Genomic DNA, 18,902 nt, shown 5'->3' on the forward strand with positions numbered 1-18,902 from the left:
GTAGTCCTTGGCAAAGGCAGAAATCGGCCAATTGCAGCCCTTCGCGACTGGCAGCAAACGGCCAATATTGAACTGCCTGAGTCGCACGCCAAATCGGATAATTGAATTGAAAAAATCGTCGCTGCAGTTAACGCAGTTGCCGTGGTGTTGCGTTCAGCATTTTTTTCATCAGTCGCCGCAGGGATGTGGGATCTCTGTATCCAACTTGTTCGGCAATGGTGTCGATTGAGTATTTACTGTTTGCCAGCAGTTCCCGGGCTTTATTGGCCTGGACACGCTGGATCAGCCGCAACGGGCTATATCCGGTGGCCTTGTGGATGTGTCGAGACAAGGTCCGCTCTGACAGACCAAAGTCGGATGCGAGTGTGCTGACGCTGATAATCGCCGGTAGCGAGGCTTCAATATGAGCTGTCAATTGTGCGATCAATTCGTTCCCCTGAGCCATCATTGCCGGAACCATAAAAGGCGATTGCAGTTGCCGACCATCGATCAGTAGCGCCCGAGCAACGCCATCTGCCAAAGCTGGGGAGAAATGGCTTCGCAGAAGATGCAACATCAGATCGCTATGACCTAGCGCTGCACCCGCAGTAATCAACGGCGGATCGAGGATTACCATGCGCTCGGCATCTACCTGGCACTCCGGCGCCCACTGCTGGAGTAAGGGTGCCATCCACCAAGAAGTGGTTACACAGCGCCCAGCGAGCAGGTTTGCAGCCTGTAGCACGAATACCGCAGAACATGATGCGGCTACGTTACCCCCGGCCTGCACATGCGCGCGTAATGCCGGAACCAGCAGAGCAATATCCGCCTGTTGTAATCGGTGCTCGATCATGGGGGCGTCAGCCACTCCGATGCCGGGGATGATCCAGCAAGAGCGGTCATCAGGGTTGATAGCCAAGGGCTGAACCGCAATCTGCATACCGTGGCCGAGCGTCACGCAATCCGTGTTTACCCCACAGACTTGCCAGCGAGGTACAGCGGAGCCCAGTCGCTGGGCGAGTACGGCCGCCGTTGAAAGGATATCCAGAGTCAGTGCGACACTGGAGGCAAAGGCGCCAGGAACTACCAGAATCGTGAAGTCATTCATTGGCTGATTATGCACGAAAGATGTCAAATCGGTCGCTGGTTGCAGTGGTCGAGGGCTGACTTAATAACGCTTCCATTTCATCGAGCGTTAACCCGTATGCCAAATATCCTGATCAAGGTGCCTCAAGGTTCTTTTACTTGCGAACAACGGGCACTGCTGTGCGAAGAGATTACGAAAGTGGCCATCGCGGTCGAGCAAATCGGCGACGATCCACGTCAACGGGGCCTGTGCTGGACTCTCATTGACGAAGTGGCTTCTGGCTCCTGGACATGCGGCGCAGTGGATATCAGCGCTCAAGCCATCCCCTGCATTGTGCAGGTTAAGGTCCCCGGCGGTGTGCTGAATGAGGCCATGCGAAGCGACTATGTGCAGCGTTTGCATCAAGCAGTAACCCGGTCGCAAGCAGCGGACGACCAGCGGATCATCATGACTTCGATCATCCTTGATGAAGTCAGAGATGGCTTCTGGGCAGCCAACGGAGCGATTTGGCATTTGGCCGATTTCATTCAGGCGGCTGGGTACCGACATCTGCAAGGGCAGGCGGAGCAGTAAGGCATTACAGCTCGCAGGACATTTGTCGCACCACTGCGAGTGGTTGCTATAGGGCGTTTTCAGTCGGTCGCGGCCGGCTGAAAACGGCCATTTCCGGTCAACCGTGACAGATACAAACTCGTCAGCAGGCCTTGCTGCGGCTCCAGATTTTTGCCTGGAGTGGGGGACGAGCATATCGGATTAACATTCCAACATTCTCAATGTCACATCTATCACATTTCATGTCGCAGATAATTGAGAACCTGCGACAGAGTCACGCGATATCACAAAGCCTTTACTGTCAAGCCCGAGTGAGTCGTCGCATAACTTAGAAGTTATGCGACAGTTTTTTAACGCCGCTGCACCAGTATCAAGGCGCAAGGTCAATCGTAAAAAGTGAACTCACTCATCTTGAACGCTGCGCCCACGGCCACCCCTAAATTCATAAGTTCGTTAGTCATCATCAGCCATATGACCATGCGAGGGGTGTATTGCCGCTTACCTCACGTAAATTTCCGAGACGGCTCCCCATTAATATGTATGGCTTGAGTGAGGCAGTAGCCGCGATTTCTGACTGCGCGAAAGAGATGCCGTCCTCCTGCGTTTTTCTTGAATTTTATTTGCAGTCTACTCAAACTCATCTCCAGGCCGCGATAGAGCTCAGGATCTCTCCCAATACTACTAATTAGCTCTGCTCTACTGATTACGCGTTCCTCCTTGAGGAGCATGTTTTTTACAATGATGCCCTCAATATTTGTTAAGTGTATTTGAATGGCGTCGTCGAATAATATTCGATTATTTATATCGAGCTTCCAGCATTGAGGGTGTTGAAGTGATGTCTCTGCAAGTTTTGTCATGGTTTCTGATTATAAAATTCATGAATGCAACAAAAAACAAATCGCAAAAACATTACTTATTTTTGTCTTCCGCAATGTAGTTCTAGGGGCGTATTTTTAAGTGTGAGTTCTATTAGGGTGAGTGCACAGTAGGTCGTGGGTTTTCAGTGATATATTTGTAGGTTGGACATTAAGCGCTTACTAATGGAGTTGGTTTTTTAAAACTCTTAATTATCCAGATTCAACGTTGAAGCAGGTAATCGTAGGATGTATCGATCAGCCGTGGCTTGATCGACCGCTCACTCATTGTCTCTTCTCCATTCGTGGGAAATGCGTGGATTTCTCCATAGGTGTTTCGCACCCGTGAGAGCCCTGGGCTTGCTGCGCAGGCTTGAGGAGGAGTTTATAGACGGGGCGCGCGCCAGCCTTTCATTTGGCGACAGCGCTTTTTCATTTCATGACAAACCATAACCTTTGGTTGATCTGACAATGCACATAGCGTTGTTTGAGTCAGTTTTTGCGTGGTGGTCATGCCCCTCTCCAGACGTACCAATATGTCGTCAGTGGTGTGCAAATTCGCGGATGGGGTCTGAGAGTACGAAATCCTGAGGGGTCAGCTTTGGGCCATTCTCTGCCGGTCATGTCCGCGAAACGTGCTGGTCAAATCCGTTGCAAATGACTGGTCAGGCCGAATGTAAATGGGTGGGCAAGTCTGTGCAATTACTCAGAGAACGCGCCAAGGGCTTTGGGGGCATTCGGCGAAATGATTTGTTACCTGGATACCATTTTTCACCCATTTGGGGCGCACTGGGCCATTTCGTAGCGCACGGTGAGTACCACGCTGATCTATAGATCAGCGTCTCTTGAGTCGAAAATCCTTTCCAATTAAGCGCTTGAAGCAGTGCTACGCAGCCTGGCACGGTTTCTGCTTTTTTGAATCCATGGATAATTGGATACAAAACTGCAAAGGGTGACTTTATGCAATTCGCTCCCGCTTACATTGAGCGTCAGCCCCTGACTGCCGAGGAGGAGGCTTACAACTTTCTGCTGGAAGCGATCTGTGGCGGTCGTTACCGCAAAGGCGACCGGTTGATCGCCGAGGACATCGCCACTGAGATCGGCATGAGCCGCATGCCGGTGCGCGAAGCCTTCCGACGCCTCGATGCTCAAGGCCTGGTGACCTTGCGGCCTAACCGCGGGGCGATAGTCAGCGGCCTGAACATCGACGAACTGCACGAAGTCTTCGAGATGCGCAGTGCCCTCGAGGGCCTGGCCATCCGCGTCGCCGTAGCCAAGATCGGTGAGCGTCAGCTGGCGGCTCTGGAACGCATGCTGGACGAGATGGATGACTACCGCGACGAAAGCGCGGAATGGGTCAGCCGTCATCGGGCTTTCCATGAATACCTGTGCAGCCTCAGCGGCCGTCCGCGTTTGATGAAGCAAATCTCGGCCCTGTACTCGCTGATCGAGGCGCCCATGCGCCTGTGGCTGCAACACGGTGAGAAGCCCTTGAGTGCCCGCCAGGAACACGCGGTGATCCTTGATGCCATTCGCTCAGGCGATGCCGACCAGGCCGAGTCGGTGGTGCGTCAGCACATCGAGGGCACAGTGCCGGCGCTGATTCAGTTCCTGCAATCGGAAAAATAGAATCGGGCTCGAGCCCGACCGTGTGTTGACTTTGAGTACTGCCCCGTTACTAAACAACTGGAGTGTCTGGTCATGCATAAACGCCGTGTGTTGCTTGCTGCTGTATCCCTGGGACTCTGCGCACAGTGGGCGTTCGCCACGCCCCAAGTGCCGGAACGACTGCAAAAGGCCGAAAAACTCACGTATTGCTCGGGCATGGACTCGCCACCCTTGGTGTCTTTCGATGAGGCGCAAAAACCCAGGGGCCTGACTGTCGATCTGGGGCTGGAAATCGCCAAACGGCTCGGAGACAAACCGGTGCAATGGCGGGTCATTCCATTCTCCGGGTTGCTGCCGGCATTGCTCGCCCAGCAGTGCGACATGATCGTTGATCAGCTGTTCGACAAGCCCGAACGCCGGGAAGTGATCGACATCGTCAACTACATGTATTCCAGCCAGTCAGTGGTCGTTCCCAAAGGCAATCCCAAGGGCATCAAAACCCTGGATGGACTGTCTGGGCACAAGGTGGCAGTGCTCAATGGCTCCACGATCAAAACCTTGTTGGACGCCGAGAATGAAAAGCTCACCAAGGCTGGCAAGACACCGATGAAACTGGTGGTTTACAACAGTGATACTGACGCCTTCCAGGCGCTGCGTATCAGTCAGGTGGACGCTTACGGCACCACCGTAGAAACAGCAGGTTACTACGCCGCAATGGCGCCTGATTTATTCGAGGAGGGGGTGCCAGCCTTCAGCCGGATTCTCACGGGTTTAGGGACCCGCAAGGATGATTCCCAGCTCACCACCGCAGTACAGCAGATCATCAGTGACATGCGCAGTGACGGCAGTTATGTGCAGTTGTTGAGCAAATGGCATGTTTCCAGCGACACACTCGACTGAGGCGAGCGCTCGATGAATTTCAATTGGGATGTGTTCTGGCAATACCTTTTGCAGCCCAGCGGGGTGTACCTCACTGGGCTCTGGTTGACCTGCCTGATCAGTGTGCTGGCAATGGTGTTGGGCTGCGTGCTTGGGCTGGCAGCGGCGCTGATGCGTCTGTCGCGCAACCCGTTGCTCAACCTGCCGGTACGGTTCTATGTGTGGCTGATGCGCGGCACTCCGCTGTTGGTGCAAATCGTTTTTCTCTATACCGCATTGGCGGCCGGCGGCATCTTCCGTTTCGAGGACGTGGAACTGTTTGGTTTGGTGGTGCCGGGCAATATTCAGGCAGCGATCATCGCCCTGGGCCTGAACGAAGGTGCCTACATGGCCGAGATCATTCGTGCCGGGATCGGCGCTGTCGACAAGGGACAGTATGAGGCTGGGCGTTCGCTGGGCATGACCTTCGCCAAAATGATGCGGCGTATCGTTTTGCCTCAGGCGTTCCGGGTCATCGTTCCGCCGTTGGGCAACGAATTCAACGTGATGCTCAAGAATACGACGCTGGTCAGCGTGATTGGCGTGCAGGAGTTGCTGCTGAGTACGCAAATGGTCACGTCGGCGACATTCCGGGTATTTGAACTGTACCTGGTGGTGGCGATTTATTTCCTGCTGCTGACCACCCTCTGGGGCTTCTTCCAGCGTTGGCTGGAAGCGCGTTTCGGACAGTCCGATCGACCCGCACCGCCAGCGGCCGGCAGTCGCATGTTTGGCCGCGGCACGCTCAAATTGCTGAGAGGGCGTTAAGCATGGCGCACAAAAGTGAAGAACTGATTATCGAGGCCCTGGACATTCATAAGTCTTTTGGCGACCTGGAGATTCTCAAGGGGATTTCCTTGCAGGTGCGGCGCGGTGAAGTGGTGGTGTTGATCGGTGCATCGGGTTCAGGCAAGACCACCTTCATTCGCTGCATTAATCTGCTGGAGGACATTCAAGGCGGGCGCATACGCGTCAACGGTCGCTCCATGGGGTATCGCGAGCGCGCCGACGGCAGCCTGGTGCGCGACTCCGAGCGCAACATCGCTCGCCAGCGTCGGGACATCGGCATGGTCTTTCAACGTTTCAATCTGTTCCCCCACATGACCGCGCTGGAAAACATCATTGAGGCACCGATCCAGGTGCTCGGCGTGCCACGCGCCGAAGCGTTGGAACAGGCCCGGGCCTTGCTCGCCCGGGTCGGTCTGGCGGACAAGGCCATGCATTACCCGTCGATGTTGTCCGGTGGACAGCAGCAGCGCGTGGCGATCGCCCGGGCGCTGGCGATGAAACCTCAAGCCATGCTGTTCGACGAGCCCACCAGCGCCCTGGATCCGGAAACCGTCGGCGAGGTCCTGCAGGTGATGAAGCAGTTGGCCGATGACGGCATGACCATGGTAGTGGTCACCCATGAAATGGGTTTTGCCCGGGAAGTCGCTGATCGCGTGGTGGTTCTCGATCAGGGCGAACTGATTGAGCAGGGGCCGCCGGAGCAGATCTTCAGTCGACCGACACACCCGCGAACTCGGGCCTTTCTCAGTCGCGTGCTGTGACCTTCTCAGTCAGGGTTTTTTACCCGGCAATGGAACCGGATACCTGCGGCCATTGAATCTTTGTTTGGAAGAGCTTTTGCCATGTTGAAATTTTCTGCCCACGAATATCCCTATCCGTCGCAACGTCAGAGTGTGTTTGCCCGCCGTGGCATGGTCGCGGCTTCACAGCCACTGGCCGCCGAGGCCGGCATCGAAATCATGCGCAACGGCGGCAATGCCATTGATGCCGCGATCGCTACAGCGGCGGCGCTAACGGTAGTTGAACCCACCGGCTGCGGCTTGGGCGGCGACGCCTTTGCTCTGGTCTGGAGCAAAGGCCAATTGCACGGACTGAACGGCAACGGCCAAGCGCCGGCGGCACTGACGATCGATGCAGTCAAGGCGTGTGGTCACGAGCGGATGCCGCTTTATGGCTGGACGCCGGTCACGGTGCCCGGTTGTCCTTCGGCCTGGGCGGAGTTGTCCAGACGGTTCGGCAAGCTGCCCTTTGCCGAGTTGCTGCAGCCCGCGATCAGTCTGGCCCGGGAGGGCTTCCCAGTGTCGCCGGTGGTCGCCCGACAATGGCAGACTGCTCTGGATGAATTCAGCCCCCATCGAGACCCGGTGCTAGACGCCTGGTTCGACACGTTCCTGATTGATGGCCGTGCGCCAAAGGCCGGTGAATTATTCCGCAACCCGGCGCAAGCCCGAACGCTGGAAGAACTGGCGGACAGCGCTTGCGAAAGCCTCTATCGCGGCGCTCTGGCTCAGCGGCTGGATGCCCATTCCCGCGCCACCGGCGGCTACCTGCGAGCCAGCGACCTGCAGGACTATCGCGCCCAATGGGTGGACCCGATCAGCATCAATTACCGCGGCTACGATGTGTGGGAAATCCCTCCAAGCGGGCAAGGATTGGTGGCCCTGATGACCCTGAAAATCCTTCAGGGTTTCGACTTCGATCACCGAGACAGCCAGCAGACCTGGCATCGTCAATTGGAAGCCATGAAGCTGGCCTACAGCGATGGCCTGCATTACATCACCGATCCGCTGCACATGCGTGTGGCGGTGGCTGATCTTCTCAGCGACACCTATAGCAGCCAACGCCGTGAACAGATCGTTGATCAGGCTCAGCAACCTGATCCCGGCGATCCTCACGCCAGCGGTACGGTGTACCTGGCCACGGCAGATGCGCAGGGCAATATGGTGTCCTTCATCCAGAGTAACTACCACGGCTTCGGTTCTGGCGTGGTGCTGCCAGACAGCGGCATCGCCTTGCAGAACCGTGGGCAGGAATTCAGTCTCGACCCTGACCACGCCAACTGCCTGGCACCGGGCAAAAAGACCTTCCACACCATCATTCCTGGCTTCATCAGTAAAGGTGACGCGCCGGTGGGACCGTTCGGCGTCATGGGTGGCTACATGCAGCCCCAAGGCCATGTGCAGATGGTCATGAACCTGGTGGATTTTGGTCTCAATCCTCAAGCTGCGCTGGACGCACCGCGATGGCAATGGCTGGGAGGCATGAAAGTCGGCATCGAGCAGGGGGCGTCGAGGGACTTGGCCGCTTCGCTGGCCCGGCGCGGACATAAGGTTCAGGTCGATTGCGACCTGATCAACTATGGCCGAGGGCAGATCATCATCCGCGACCCGGACACCGGTGTGTTGTGCGGCGGCACCGAGCCGCGGGCCGATTCCCATATTGCTGTGTGGTAACGGGTAGCTGAAAACAAACGAAGACGACTCGGTCTCTTCTGCGTGAAAAATACGCTGTGCATCCGTGCGCGGAACTGATGCACAGCGTGGCCTCGCGTGTTCTCTAGCCTTCTTCGACTGGACGTGGTTGGGGCGCGGTAGGTTCAGTGGAGATTGCTGGGGCTTAGAGGGGCTGCTCGCTCGCATCCCCAGAAACGACAAAGCCCTGAAAACACTTCAAAACCACTGATTGCTAAAGCAATCAGGATCCGAAAGTAGCTCACTCGGTCGAAGGGACGGATGCTTTGCTGCCCAAGCGGATCAGCTCATTGGAAAAACACAGGCCGACGATGATCAGTACTGCCCCTGCGTACAGGCTTTCGCGCGGTACTTCATTGAGCACCACAAACGCCAGCAGCGCGGCGAACAACGGCTCGGTCAGCATTGCATTGATGACGATCCCTGTCGCTGATTTGTCGTTCGATAGAATGCCGCCCCACATCGATGGGACGTTTACTCCCATGCATCGCCGTGAAGGAGTGCTGAAGCGGATGGTTGAGGTGATTGCGGGTGGCGAGAAAAACGACTTTGGCCTTGGCAATCATCGGAATATGCTCGGCGAGCTCGATAAATCAAGTCAAGGCCTTGAAGGTAGTCAGATACGGCAACAGCGTTAAGCCACTTACTCCTTCCGGGCAGATTCCGGAGCAGGGATAATGCGCCTTTCCCACCAATCGGGTGAATCAATCGCCCAGCACAAGCAGCCGCCCGGACTCGGCTGCCAGCACTACAGGAAGGAGCTTTTACATGTCATACCGGCTTGCCATTTTCGACTTCGACGGCACGCTCGCTGATTCTTTTCCGTTCTTTGTTTCGGTGTTCAACCAGGTCGCTGACAGGCACGCATTCAGTCGAATTCACCCGCAAGAGTTGGACGGTCTGCGCAAGCAGGGGGCTCGGGAGATCATGGCTCATATCGGAATGCCTCGCTGGAAGTTGCCTCTGGTGGCGCGAACCTTCATGAGCTTGATGAAGAAACATCGAAGCTCGATCCCACTGTTCAATAACATTGCAAATACCCTCGCCCATCTTGACGAGAGAGGACTGATTCTGGCGGTGGTATCTTCTAACTCCCAAGAAAATATCAAGCAAATTTTGGGCTCCAGCTGTCAACATATCCGGGCCTTCGAGTGCGGCGCCTCCATTTTCGGCAAGGCGTCTCGCTTGCGCCGTGTCATGCGCAAATTCGACGTGGCGCAAGAGGAAGTTATCTACATCGGCGACCAACCTACGGATGGTGAAGCAGCTGCGACTGCCGGTATCGCCTTTGGTGCGGTCGCCTGGGGGTATGGAGCATATGATGCATTCCACAGTCTTCAATCCCATGAGTGGTTCGCCGATGTGAGCGAATTACGGCGACTGGCAGGAAGTGATACGCACCTTGAGTCATCCGCAAGTTTATAGGCTTGACCATTGAGTGGCGATTTCAGCCGATTTCAACAATCAGCCTCTGGCCGAAAGCTGTCAGTGGTGAGGGGAAACTTTCGACCCAAGGCAGCCGTTGAGACCTATGTGTTGTCGCTTTATGTTATTCGTTTTCATGGAGGATTCTGACTGATGGCACGCGTGGGATTGATACTGACACCCGGTTTTGCGGACTGGGAATATGCTTTCATTGCAGGAACCGCATCCCCGTTCTACGGGATCGACGTTAGGTTTTTCGCCTCTACTACGGGACAGTTCCGCTCGCAGGGTGGATTGGCAGTAACTGTGAATTGCAGCTTGCAACAATGCCTGGACTGGAAACCGGACGTTGTTGTCGTCATCGGTGGAATGATCTGGGAACGTGCAGATGCACCGGATATTCGGGACTTTCTTCATACTAGTCGTTCAAGTGGCGCGACAATTGCCGGTATCTGTGGGGGAACGCTGGCACTTGCGAGAGCCGGGCTTCTCGACACGGTTTCTCATACCTCGAACAGCGCTGACTTTTTACAACAGAATGCCGCAGGTTATGAAGGGTCCTCGCTTTATCGAAGCAGTCCAGTAGCTGTGGTTGCTGACCGCATCATAACTGCGCCAGGTCCTGCACCCGTTAGCTTTACCTGCGCAGTGTTCGAAGCTGCCGGGTTATCTTCAGAGATCATTTCTCAGTTCAGGTCAATGTTGGCAGCAGAACACGGGTGACCGCTTCGTCCTGAAAAAACAGCCAACCAGGTGATGTGCTCGAGAGTCCGCTCTTGGCCGATTCTGTTGAAAAAGTCGGCTTCGGTTTCCACGGCAGAAAAGTACGTGCCTGAGATTTAAATCTGTGTTTTGGGCAGAAGGTTCAGGACTCGGATTTCAATCTCGGACGCGTACTTTTCTGATGCGCAAACCAAGGCCGACTTTTTCAACAGAATCGGCCCGAAAGCTTCAAAAAAATGCCCGGACTTAGCCGGGCTCGTTAAAAAAAATTCAGCGCGAATCCACCTCTTTCGCGATCTCGACGGATGATTTTTCCCTGTGCCTCTGAAGCCAGCTATAGAACGCATGTACCGGATGGAGGACGGCGGTAAGCACGCCAAGCAGCAGGATGATGAAAATGATGATCAGCGGGATGCTTTCGTGCGAGAACATGGTGGGTTACTCCTGTATTCACTATGTCGGAACCCACAGGCTAGACGCATAGAACAATGTTTTTGATGAACGTATATTCATCCTCGGGTTCGTCAATTGTGCTACGGGGAGAGTCGCCAAACTGATTATGAATGTGCTTTGTACGGTGGCTGTGGCGAGGCCGAGATCTACTGCTTAAGCATCAAACTGCGCCATAGGATCACAGTTGGTGCTACAGGCACGACGTCCGTTTGTTGCGCTTCCGGTTTCGGCAACTCTAGTGTCGTCAACTCGCTCAGCCCGGATGAAGAATGCTGGCGTGCTAAAAGTTTGTCGGGCTCTTCGGTCGACTCATCGATAGGCGGCTTAGTCATTTGATCGAAACAACGACCTTGCCTTTGGCTCGTCCCTGCTCGACATACTTCAACGCCTCTGCCGTTGATTCAAAGGGGAAGGCGCGGTCAATCACCGGTTTGATGATGCCGGCCTCGATGAGCGCGGTTATTTGTTGCAGTTGGGCGCCGTTGGCCCGCATGAATACAAACCTGTAGCTGACGTCCTGCTTGCGCGCCTTGCGCCGAATACCGAGGCTCAGCAGGCGCATGACTTGTTGCAATGGCCAGGACAATCCTTGCTCCTGCGCGAACTGCGCAGTGGGTGGCCCAGAGATGGAAATGAGCTGGCCTCCGGGCTTGAGCACTTTGAGTGACTTCTCCAGGACATCGGTGCCGAGACTGTTCAACACCACGTCGTAGTCGTGCAAGACACTTTCGAAGTTCTGCTTTTTGTAGTCGATCACCAAATCGGCCCCCAATGCCTTCACCCATTCGACATTCGCAGTGCTGGTGGTTGTAGCGACAAACGCACCGAGGTGTTTGGCGAGCTGGATGGCGAGGGTGCCGACGCCGCCGGAGCCGGCGTGAATCAGCACTTTCTGACCCTTTTTCAGTTGGGCGGTTTCGACCAGCACTTGCCAGGCGGTCAGTGCAACCAAGGGGAGGGATGCGGCTTGTGCCATGCTGGTATTGGCAGGTTTCAGGGCGATCGCGTTCTCGTTCACGGCGATCAATTCGGCGAACGTGCCGATCCGCGCTTCCGGTGGGCGAGCGTACACTTCGTCTCCCGGTTTGAAGCGTGTCACCTTCGAGCCCACCTCAATCACGACGCCTGCCAGATCGTTACCCAGGATCAACGGAAATGAGTAGGGCAGGATCAGCTTGAATTCGCCTTTGCTGATCTTCGAATCCAGTGCGTTGACGCTACTGGCGTGTACCTCGATCAAAACGTCGTGGGCACTCACTGCGGGGGCGGGAGCTTCGCCAATCCGCCCGGGGTTCTTGCCATAGCGATCAATTAGAAATGCTTTCATCGTGGTGCGGCTCTTGTCGGTTGTAAGGAGGGTAGCCGGTGTGTTGCGGCGTTGCTGCGCCGTGTTGTCAGGCATCGAGGAACGCCTGTGCCTTGGCCACAAAGTCAGCGTGGTGTTGGAAAATACCGCCGTGCCCGGCATCCTCATAAATCACCAGTTGTGCGTTGGGGATACGCTTTGCCAGTGCACTCGAGTTAACGCTGGGCACCATGATGTCGTTGTCGCCGTTGACGATCAGCGTCGGCGTCCGCAAGCGTCTGAGGTCTTGTGGCGCCTGTTTGCCCCACGCAGTGATGGCTTTCAACTGCCGCAGGAAAGCGCTGGGCGTCGGGCTTTTGTCGCGATTTTTTTTGCGTGCTTTCAGGCGTTGTAAATACTGCGAGGCGGATCGACGACCATTGGGCGTCGAAGTAAAGAACAGGTAGAACTTCGGATCGCGCCAGGTCAGCAAGCCTTTGAGCATCAATGGCCATGTCACCGAGCCGACCTTGTCGATACCGCTGCCGCCGGCTGGTCCGGTGCCGGTCAGAATCAAACGCCGCACCAAATCAGGCGCCTTCAGGGCGATGTCCTGAGCGACGAAGCCGCCGAGGGAGAAACCGAGCACATCAACGGTTTCCAACCCCAGCGCATGAATCAGCTGGATGGCATCGTCAGCCATTTCGCCGACGGTCAGTGGTGCGCTTCCGCCAGAGCCGCCGATGCCGCGATAGTCGGTGGTAATGACGCGTCTGGTTTGTGCAAGGCCATCGATGATCGCGGGGTCGAAGTTGTCCAGCACCGCGCCCCAATGGTTGAACAGTACGAGGGGCACACCGGTTGCTGGGCCGGTATCGCGATAGGCAAAGGGAATGCCGTTGACCGTGATCGACTGGTTCGTCGCATTGATGAACGACGTCTGTGAACCCGAGGGCGTACTTGTCTGCGTTGAATTCATTGCTACTCCGGACAGTGGCCGGGTTCGATGCAGTGCCCTGCGCCTGCATCGAATCCGGCGCGAATGCTCGCTACCAAAAGATCACGGTTGGGTCTGGTAGCGCTGGGCGACTGCAGACTGGCGGATTTGCCCCAGCAGGCCCTGACGTGCGCTCTGCAGCTCATCCCAGCGTTCCGCTTCGTGCAGCGGCGGGATGGTCACCGGTTCGCGACGATCAAAACCGACTAGAGCGGCATCCACCAGATCGCCCACTTCCATGATTTCGCTCAAGGTGTTGATGTCGACGCCGGAGCGATCCCAGATTTCCGTGCGGGTGGCGGCGGGCAGCACGGCCTGCACGTAGACGCCCTGAGGCGAAAGTTCCAGGCTCAGGCCCTGGGAAAGGAACAGCACAAATGCCTTGGTCGCACCGTAGACCGTCATGCCGAACTCCGGCGCGAGGCCCACCACCGAACCGATGTTGATGATCGCGCCGTCGCCTGCCTTGGCCAGGCGTGGGGCGATGGCGCTGGCGAGCCGCACCAGCGCCGTGGTGTTGAGGGCGACCAGTTGCGCAACGCTGTCGGTGCTTTGGTCGATGAAGTTACCGGACAGCGCGGCGCCGGCGTTATTGACGAGGATGCCGATGCGGGCGTCGTCGCGCAGGCGGCTTTCAACGGTTGTCAGATCGCTGAGTTGGGTCAGGTCCGCCGCAATGACATCGACGGCGACGTCGTGTTCGCTGCGCAAGCGCGCTGCAAGTGCATCCAGGCGCGCCTGATCGCGGGCGACCAGTACCAGATCGTGGCCGCGTTGCGCGAAGCGCTCGGCGTAGACCGCGCCAATGCCGGTGGAGGCGCCAGTGATGAGAACAGTAGGGCGAGTGCTCATGGGTTATCTCTCTTTCAGGATGTGAGAAACAGAAAGCGCGATCACTGATGGCTCAGCTTGCGATAGCGCTCGATTCAGCCAGCGTCGGGTAGTCGATGTAGCCAGCCGCACCGCCGCCATAGAGGGTGGCGGGATTGAACGCGGACAACGGCGCGCCACGTTTGAGGCGCTCCACCAGATCCGGATTGCCAATGAACGGGCGACCGAAGGCGATCAGGTCGGCCTGGTCTGCAGCGAGCTTCGAAGTCGCCAGGTCCAGGTCATAGCCGTTGTTGGCGATGTAGGTGTTTTTGAAGCGTTGGCGCAGGGCGCCGAAATCGAAGGGCGCCACGTCGCGCGGGCCACCGGTCGCGCCTTCGACCACGTGCAGATAAACCACGTCGAGGGCGTCGAGTTGTTCAACGACGTAATCGAATTGCGCCTGCGGATCGCTGCTGGATACGCCATTGGCCGGCGAAACGGGAGACAGGCGCACACCTGTGCGATCCGCGCCGATTTCATTGACAACCGCCGCCGTCACTTCGAGCAACAGGCGCGCACGATTTTCAATCGAACCGCCGTAAGCGTCGGTACGCAGATTGGCGCTGTCCTTGAGGAATTGATCCAGCAAATAGCCGTTTGCACCGTGAATCTCCACACCATCGAACCCGGCGGCGACCGCGTTTGCCGCGGCCTGGCGGAAATCGGAGACGATCCCCGGCAGTTCGCTGATGTCCAGTGCGCGCGGCTCGGAGACGTCTTCAAAACGGTTGTTGACGAACACTTTGGTGGCGGCGCGCAGTGCAGAAGGGGCCACAGGAGCGGCGCCGTTTTCTTGCAGATCAACATGCGACACGCGGCCGACATGCCACAGTTGCAGAAAGATTTTTCCGCCCTTGGCATGGACGGCATCGGTCACGGTGCGCCAGCCGTCTATCTGCGCCTGCGTGTAGATCCCGGGGGTGTCCTGATAGCCCTGGCCCTGTCGGGAAATCTGCGTGGCTTCGCTGATCAGCAGGCCGGCGCTGGCGCGTTGGCTGTAATAGGTGGCCGCGAACTCGCTGGGGACGAAGCCCCGGCCTGCGCGGTTACGTGTCAGCGGCGCGAGGACTACCCGGTTCGACAGCGTTAGGCTGCCAAGGGTGTAAGGGGTGAACAGATTCTGATTGGTCATCTGGTATTTCTTCCGTACCCGTTGATGGAGATCGGTGTTGCGTGCAATTAGGATGATGATCGAAATCTAAACTGTCAACGGTTTTGATTATGACCAGCATCTATGTATGATTGGACGCATGATTTCCCGGTAAACACGAGGTATTGCACGTGAGAGTGACCAAGGCCCAGGCGCAGGCCAATCGAGAGCACATCGTTGAAACGGCCTCAGAGCTGTTCCGTGAGCGCGGCTTTGACGGCGTCGGTGTGGCGGATCTCATGGCGGCTGCCGGTTTCACCCATGGAGGCTTCTACAAGCACTTCGGGTCGAAGGCCGACCTGATGGCCGAAGCCTCGGCCTGCAGTCTTGCCAAATCGCTGACTGGCGCCCAAGCGCTCGATGTTCCGGGCTTCATCAACGTCTATGTGACCCGAGAACATCGGGACGGACGTGGCAGCGGTTGCACCATGGCCGCGTTGTGCAGCGACGCGGCACGTCAATCGGATGATGTGAAAACGACATTTGCCGAAGGCATTGAACACACCCTGCAAACGCTGGGAGAGAAATATCCGACGGGACCGGATGCCGAGGCGGGAGAGGGGAGAAAGAAAATGATCGACCTGCTGTCTCGTGCTGTCGGCGCGATTATTTTGTCGCGTGCCTGCCCGGATGATTCTGCGCTCGCGGATGAGATCCTTGAGGTTTGTCGCGCTGAAATGTTTGCTTCGTTGCCGGTCGATGAAGTTGAACCGGTGTTGAAGGGAGATTAATTCAAAGCGTGAACGGCCTATTCGCGCTATCAAAATACGCTACACGTTTTTTTGACCCATTTGAATTGAGCGGGATTTGTAGAAAACCAGCTAAGAAATTTAGCTATATATTAGTTTTGCTATCCTCTTTGCGGTCAGTCATGCGTCGTCTGAATAAGGAAACTTCTATGACTACTGCACATGTTTTCATCGCCATCAGTCTAGATGGCTATATCGCCAGGTCCGACGGTGACATTGACTGGCTATTGCAGCGCGATGATCAGAGTGAGGATCACGGCTACCTGGGCTTCATCGCCGATAAGGATGCTATCGTGATGGGGAGGGGGAGCTATGAGAAAGTGCTGACCTTCGACACTTGGTTCTACGACCTGCCAGTAATCGTGTTGTCTCAACAGTTGGCCGATTCACAGGTGCCTAATGCGCTAGAGGGGAAAGTGCGTTTTTCCAACCTCACTCCTTCAGACCTGCTGGCGGAACTGGCGAGGCAAGGTGTGCATCGAGTCTATGTCGATGGCGGGCAATTGGTGCAGTCATTCCTGCGTGACGGGTTAGTCGCCGATATGGTGATCACCACTGTTCCCGTGCTGATTGGGTCGGGAAGACCATTGTTCGGGGCCCTTACGCAGGACATTGAATTGAAGCTAGTAAATAGCCGGTGTTTTCCTTCCGGTCTAGTGCAGTCAACCTATCAGTTGGCTCCTTGATTTTCCGGAGGGAGACCCGATCCAAAACGCTGGGCGCTCTGGGCGCTCTGGTCGCCAAGATGGCCAAGGAGCATGCTACATTGCGGCCGTAGCGCCGGAGCTGGCAAAGCATGTTTTCAGCCATATCGACCAGCGCGCCGAATCCGATATGAACCTACTGACGCGTTTGGCACGTGAACTGGGCGCCGTGGCGAAGCCGGTCGACGGTCGCCTGGTGGTGGTGCCCAGGGGCGTGGCTCAGATCGACCATGTCCATCACTCGGCCGCTGACGCCTGGAATGGTCGCCGAGGGGCGGATCGATGTGCACAACCATCGCGCCAGCGCGAACAGACTTTGGCAGGTCGAGTCGGTCATGCATGTCATTGGTTCGGGCGGGGTGTCATCGTCGGCGGCGGAATGTGTGACGCCAGCGTGAGGCCGTCGGGGGAGATCAAGGGACCTACTCGGCCACCGTACGCGGCCCCATGCCGCCCCGAGAAGGAGTTCCAACGCTTGTCTTAGCAGTTGATGGAGATCTTGCAGGCGCCGGTCTTGTAGTCAGGGTTGTCTTTGTGGCCGCAGCCCTGCAGCCCGAAGGGGGATCGGGTCGAGCCATGGCGTACCGGTGATGACCAGCTTGGTTAACGCCGTAGTCGGAATCTTTGCAAGCTCCGCTCGCTTGAGAAACCTCCCGAGTCACCTCGAAGAGCATAGAGGCTTGCCCTGTAGATGGCCGTTCTTCGAGAGCAACCAAAACTCCGGATTTTTTTATAGGCCCATTCCCAACCCCGAGACTTGGTCTTTTCGGCAGGTGTTAATTTCACTTCAGAGCCTCTAGCAGTGGAGTTTGCCGGGATCATAGCAATGTGCCTCTGTTAGAAAAGCGTCAAATAATAACCTTTCATGTATCAGGGTTAATACATATCCGGCGCTTGGTCTTTAGGAGGAAAAAACACGCTGATTACTCGGTTTTTTGGCTGGTGCGTAAGGGCAGGGGCAAACTAGGGGCTTGGGGTTCAGGTCGGCAGAACGCCTGGAAGGGAGGGCACTACTGTCGGAAAATGTACAACCTGGTGTCCCTCGTCCCGGTCTACCTTGTCGCGATCCAGCAACCCAGTGTAATGCGGGTTGTCGCCTTGATCTGCCGACCAAGTGTACTTGTACACCAAGTCACTCTTCGTGATTACAGCCATGTCCCTTCCTCGAGGTGACGGGCAGACAATTCTGCGCCATCTCGAAGTTCTAGCGGATGCAGAAAGTTTCGCAATGTCACCTCGTCATTCTCCTGCGGTGGCTTGCGCAAAACCTCCTCTGGAGGCCGCGTGTTTCCGTTTGCATAAGCACAAAAAATCGAATGTTTTGCCACTCTTAAAGGGGGGCATATTCGTTCTAAAACAATAGCTTAGGTCGTTACAGTCCCCGGCATGAGGTGCTAGGGGTCGAGTGTTCGAGTCACTCCGTCCCGACCATATTTCGTGAGGAGATCAAGCGCTTAGTGGCTTGGTCCCCTTTCTCGTTTCAGGTCTACGCAAAACTACCCAGTGATTTCGCTGATATTCAGATCCGGTATCGCCTCAGGCCGGACGATTTTCTCGTGGTCCCGCTGGTAGTTTTTGGTCATGCCCTCGCTCGCGTGCCCTGCGATCTTCTGTCCATCGTTTCCGGCGTTCTTCCACAGGTGCAGCGACAGCGCCCGCACTTCATGGAAGCTCGGCACCTCCTCCGTGCCAGAGCCGCTACATACGTCAACCCAATAGGCAGATGCATCGGCTAGCAAGTAGATGCTGTGGCGGGGGGGGGCGAGCAGCGCTTCCAGGTTTTTTCATCGCATGCGGTATGCCTGTTAGATAAGTCCTTCTCAATGTGTATTGTTTGGACGATGCAGTAGCCGCGATTTCTCACCGAGCGGAAAAGGTTATCTCCTCTAGCGGACCTCTTGAACTTCGCTTGTAGCCTGCTGAGGCACATCACCAGTCCCTTATAGTGGTCAAGGTTTTTGTTTAGTTTTTTGGCAATGGCATCATTACTTACTATCCGTTCTGTGCTGCTTATTAACAAGTCGAGTACTGCGTACTCCATCTTGGTTAGATTGATAGTTTTTTCATTGTTAGTAAGTAATCGCAGAGGCTCGACTAGCATCCATGCATTTGAACTTTGTGCGCGTATTGCGTTGAACATACTCTTTTCAACGGGGGCGTGCGCCTCGAAAGCGGAGGGTCGTCTGGAGGGGGGCGTATCGATATTCATCTAAGTGAGGATGTTTCTTTGGATGTATTGCTCTTCCGCTAGCTGGCTCGAAATAGAGAAATTCCTAGGTCAGCGG

At 56.1% G+C, this 18,902-nt stretch carries 19 protein-coding genes and 2 pseudogenes; 12 read left to right on the forward strand and 9 right to left on the reverse strand.

Translation table 11 applies throughout. The features are described 5' to 3' along the window. Positions 1-127: 127 nt before the first annotated feature. On the reverse strand, positions 128-1,087 hold the full coding sequence (locus PGR6_RS10775; RefSeq protein ID WP_064617065.1) for a GlxA family transcriptional regulator: 960 nt from the start codon (positions 1,085-1,087) through the stop codon (positions 128-130). 96 nt (positions 1,088-1,183) lie between these two features. Here PGR6_RS10775 and PGR6_RS10780 point away from each other — a divergent pair, with 96 nt between their 5' ends. The 6 genes from PGR6_RS10780 (at position 1,184) to PGR6_RS10810 (ending at position 8,240) form a co-directional block, all read left to right on the forward strand. Next, positions 1,184-1,639, forward strand: coding sequence for a tautomerase family protein (locus PGR6_RS10780; RefSeq protein ID WP_064617066.1), 456 nt, complete (start codon positions 1,184-1,186; stop codon positions 1,637-1,639). A 1,793-nt stretch (positions 1,640-3,432) separates the two neighbouring features. Then, positions 3,433-4,101: a GntR family transcriptional regulator gene (locus PGR6_RS10790; protein ID WP_018930317.1), complete on the forward strand. Its 669-nt coding sequence runs from the start codon at positions 3,433-3,435 to the stop codon at positions 4,099-4,101. A 72-nt stretch (positions 4,102-4,173) separates the two neighbouring features. Further along, positions 4,174-4,980: an ABC transporter substrate-binding protein gene (locus PGR6_RS10795; protein WP_007941906.1), complete on the forward strand. Its 807-nt coding sequence runs from the start codon at positions 4,174-4,176 to the stop codon at positions 4,978-4,980. Between the two features lie 12 nt (positions 4,981-4,992). Beyond that, positions 4,993-5,766, forward strand: coding sequence for an amino acid ABC transporter permease (locus PGR6_RS10800; RefSeq protein ID WP_018930319.1), 774 nt, complete (start codon positions 4,993-4,995; stop codon positions 5,764-5,766). A gap of 2 nt (positions 5,767-5,768) precedes the next feature. Beyond that, a complete protein-coding gene (locus PGR6_RS10805; RefSeq protein ID WP_018930320.1) occupies positions 5,769-6,548 on the forward strand; it encodes an amino acid ABC transporter ATP-binding protein in 780 nt (259 codons plus the stop codon). An 81-nt stretch (positions 6,549-6,629) separates the two neighbouring features. Next, positions 6,630-8,240: a gamma-glutamyltransferase family protein gene (locus PGR6_RS10810; RefSeq protein ID WP_064617068.1), complete on the forward strand. Its 1,611-nt coding sequence runs from the start codon at positions 6,630-6,632 to the stop codon at positions 8,238-8,240. Between the two features lie 259 nt (positions 8,241-8,499). Here the strand turns inward: PGR6_RS10810 and PGR6_RS10815 are convergent. Continuing rightward, positions 8,500-8,661, reverse strand: a pseudogene (locus PGR6_RS10815) (DMT family transporter); the annotation flags it as partial. A gap of 79 nt (positions 8,662-8,740) precedes the next feature. Between PGR6_RS10815 and PGR6_RS29905 the strand changes: the two are divergent. The 3 genes from PGR6_RS29905 to PGR6_RS29270 all read left to right on the forward strand — a co-directional run bounded on the left by PGR6_RS29905 (position 8,741) and on the right by PGR6_RS29270 (position 10,406). Next, entirely contained in the window at positions 8,741-8,896 is a 156-nt protein-coding gene (locus PGR6_RS29905) for a hypothetical protein (RefSeq protein WP_155944828.1), read from the forward strand. A gap of 130 nt (positions 8,897-9,026) precedes the next feature. Continuing rightward, complete coding sequence (locus tag PGR6_RS10820; RefSeq protein WP_018930324.1) at positions 9,027-9,683, forward strand: HAD hydrolase-like protein; 657 nt, start codon at positions 9,027-9,029, stop codon at positions 9,681-9,683. Between the two features lie 153 nt (positions 9,684-9,836). Continuing rightward, positions 9,837-10,406, forward strand: coding sequence for a DJ-1/PfpI family protein (locus tag PGR6_RS29270; RefSeq protein WP_082920838.1), 570 nt, complete (start codon positions 9,837-9,839; stop codon positions 10,404-10,406). A gap of 270 nt (positions 10,407-10,676) precedes the next feature. Here PGR6_RS29270 and PGR6_RS30165 read toward each other — a convergent pair whose 3' ends face one another. The 5 genes from PGR6_RS30165 to PGR6_RS10840 all read right to left on the reverse strand — a co-directional run bounded on the left by PGR6_RS30165 (position 10,677) and on the right by PGR6_RS10840 (position 15,146). Then, positions 10,677-10,838: a hypothetical protein gene (locus PGR6_RS30165; protein ID WP_177343079.1), complete on the reverse strand. Its 162-nt coding sequence runs from the start codon at positions 10,836-10,838 to the stop codon at positions 10,677-10,679. Between the two features lie 349 nt (positions 10,839-11,187). Further along, entirely contained in the window at positions 11,188-12,186 is a 999-nt protein-coding gene (locus PGR6_RS10825) for an NADP-dependent oxidoreductase (protein WP_064621237.1), read from the reverse strand. A gap of 67 nt (positions 12,187-12,253) precedes the next feature. Then, complete coding sequence (locus PGR6_RS10830; RefSeq protein ID WP_019649211.1) at positions 12,254-13,123, reverse strand: alpha/beta fold hydrolase; 870 nt, start codon at positions 13,121-13,123, stop codon at positions 12,254-12,256. An 81-nt stretch (positions 13,124-13,204) separates the two neighbouring features. Continuing rightward, complete coding sequence (locus PGR6_RS10835) at positions 13,205-13,993, reverse strand: SDR family NAD(P)-dependent oxidoreductase (RefSeq protein ID WP_019649210.1); 789 nt, start codon at positions 13,991-13,993, stop codon at positions 13,205-13,207. Between the two features lie 52 nt (positions 13,994-14,045). Further along, positions 14,046-15,146, reverse strand: a complete 1,101-nt coding sequence (locus tag PGR6_RS10840) for an alkene reductase (RefSeq protein ID WP_064617070.1) — start codon at positions 15,144-15,146, stop codon at positions 14,046-14,048. Between the two features lie 149 nt (positions 15,147-15,295). On the opposite strand from PGR6_RS10840, the gene PGR6_RS10845 reads away from it, so the two are divergent. From PGR6_RS10845 to PGR6_RS29910, 3 genes are all read left to right on the forward strand, one after another. Next, positions 15,296-15,895, forward strand: coding sequence for a TetR/AcrR family transcriptional regulator (locus PGR6_RS10845; RefSeq protein ID WP_026286536.1), 600 nt, complete (start codon positions 15,296-15,298; stop codon positions 15,893-15,895). 167 nt (positions 15,896-16,062) lie between these two features. Then, the gene (locus tag PGR6_RS10850) at positions 16,063-16,599 is read left to right on the forward strand and encodes a dihydrofolate reductase family protein (protein ID WP_019578450.1); all 537 of its coding nucleotides are present in this window, start codon (positions 16,063-16,065) and stop codon (positions 16,597-16,599) included. A gap of 248 nt (positions 16,600-16,847) precedes the next feature. Next, positions 16,848-17,015 (forward strand): hypothetical protein, encoded by a 168-nt coding sequence (locus PGR6_RS29910; protein WP_156523284.1) that lies wholly within the window; start codon positions 16,848-16,850, stop codon positions 17,013-17,015. A gap of 1,098 nt (positions 17,016-18,113) precedes the next feature. On the opposite strand, the pseudogene PGR6_RS30385 reads toward PGR6_RS29910, so the two are convergent. Together PGR6_RS30385 and PGR6_RS30705 are read right to left on the reverse strand one after the other, a co-directional pair. Further along, positions 18,114-18,302, reverse strand: a pseudogene (locus PGR6_RS30385) (integrase); the annotation flags it as partial. A 47-nt stretch (positions 18,303-18,349) separates the two neighbouring features. After that, positions 18,350-18,826 (reverse strand): response regulator transcription factor, encoded by a 477-nt coding sequence (locus PGR6_RS30705; RefSeq protein WP_064617073.1) that lies wholly within the window; start codon positions 18,824-18,826, stop codon positions 18,350-18,352. Positions 18,827-18,902: the final 76 nt, after the last annotated feature.

The sequence above is a fragment of the Pseudomonas sp. GR 6-02 genome (assembly GCF_001655615.1).
Taxonomy (GTDB): Bacteria; Pseudomonadota; Gammaproteobacteria; order Pseudomonadales; family Pseudomonadaceae; genus Aquipseudomonas.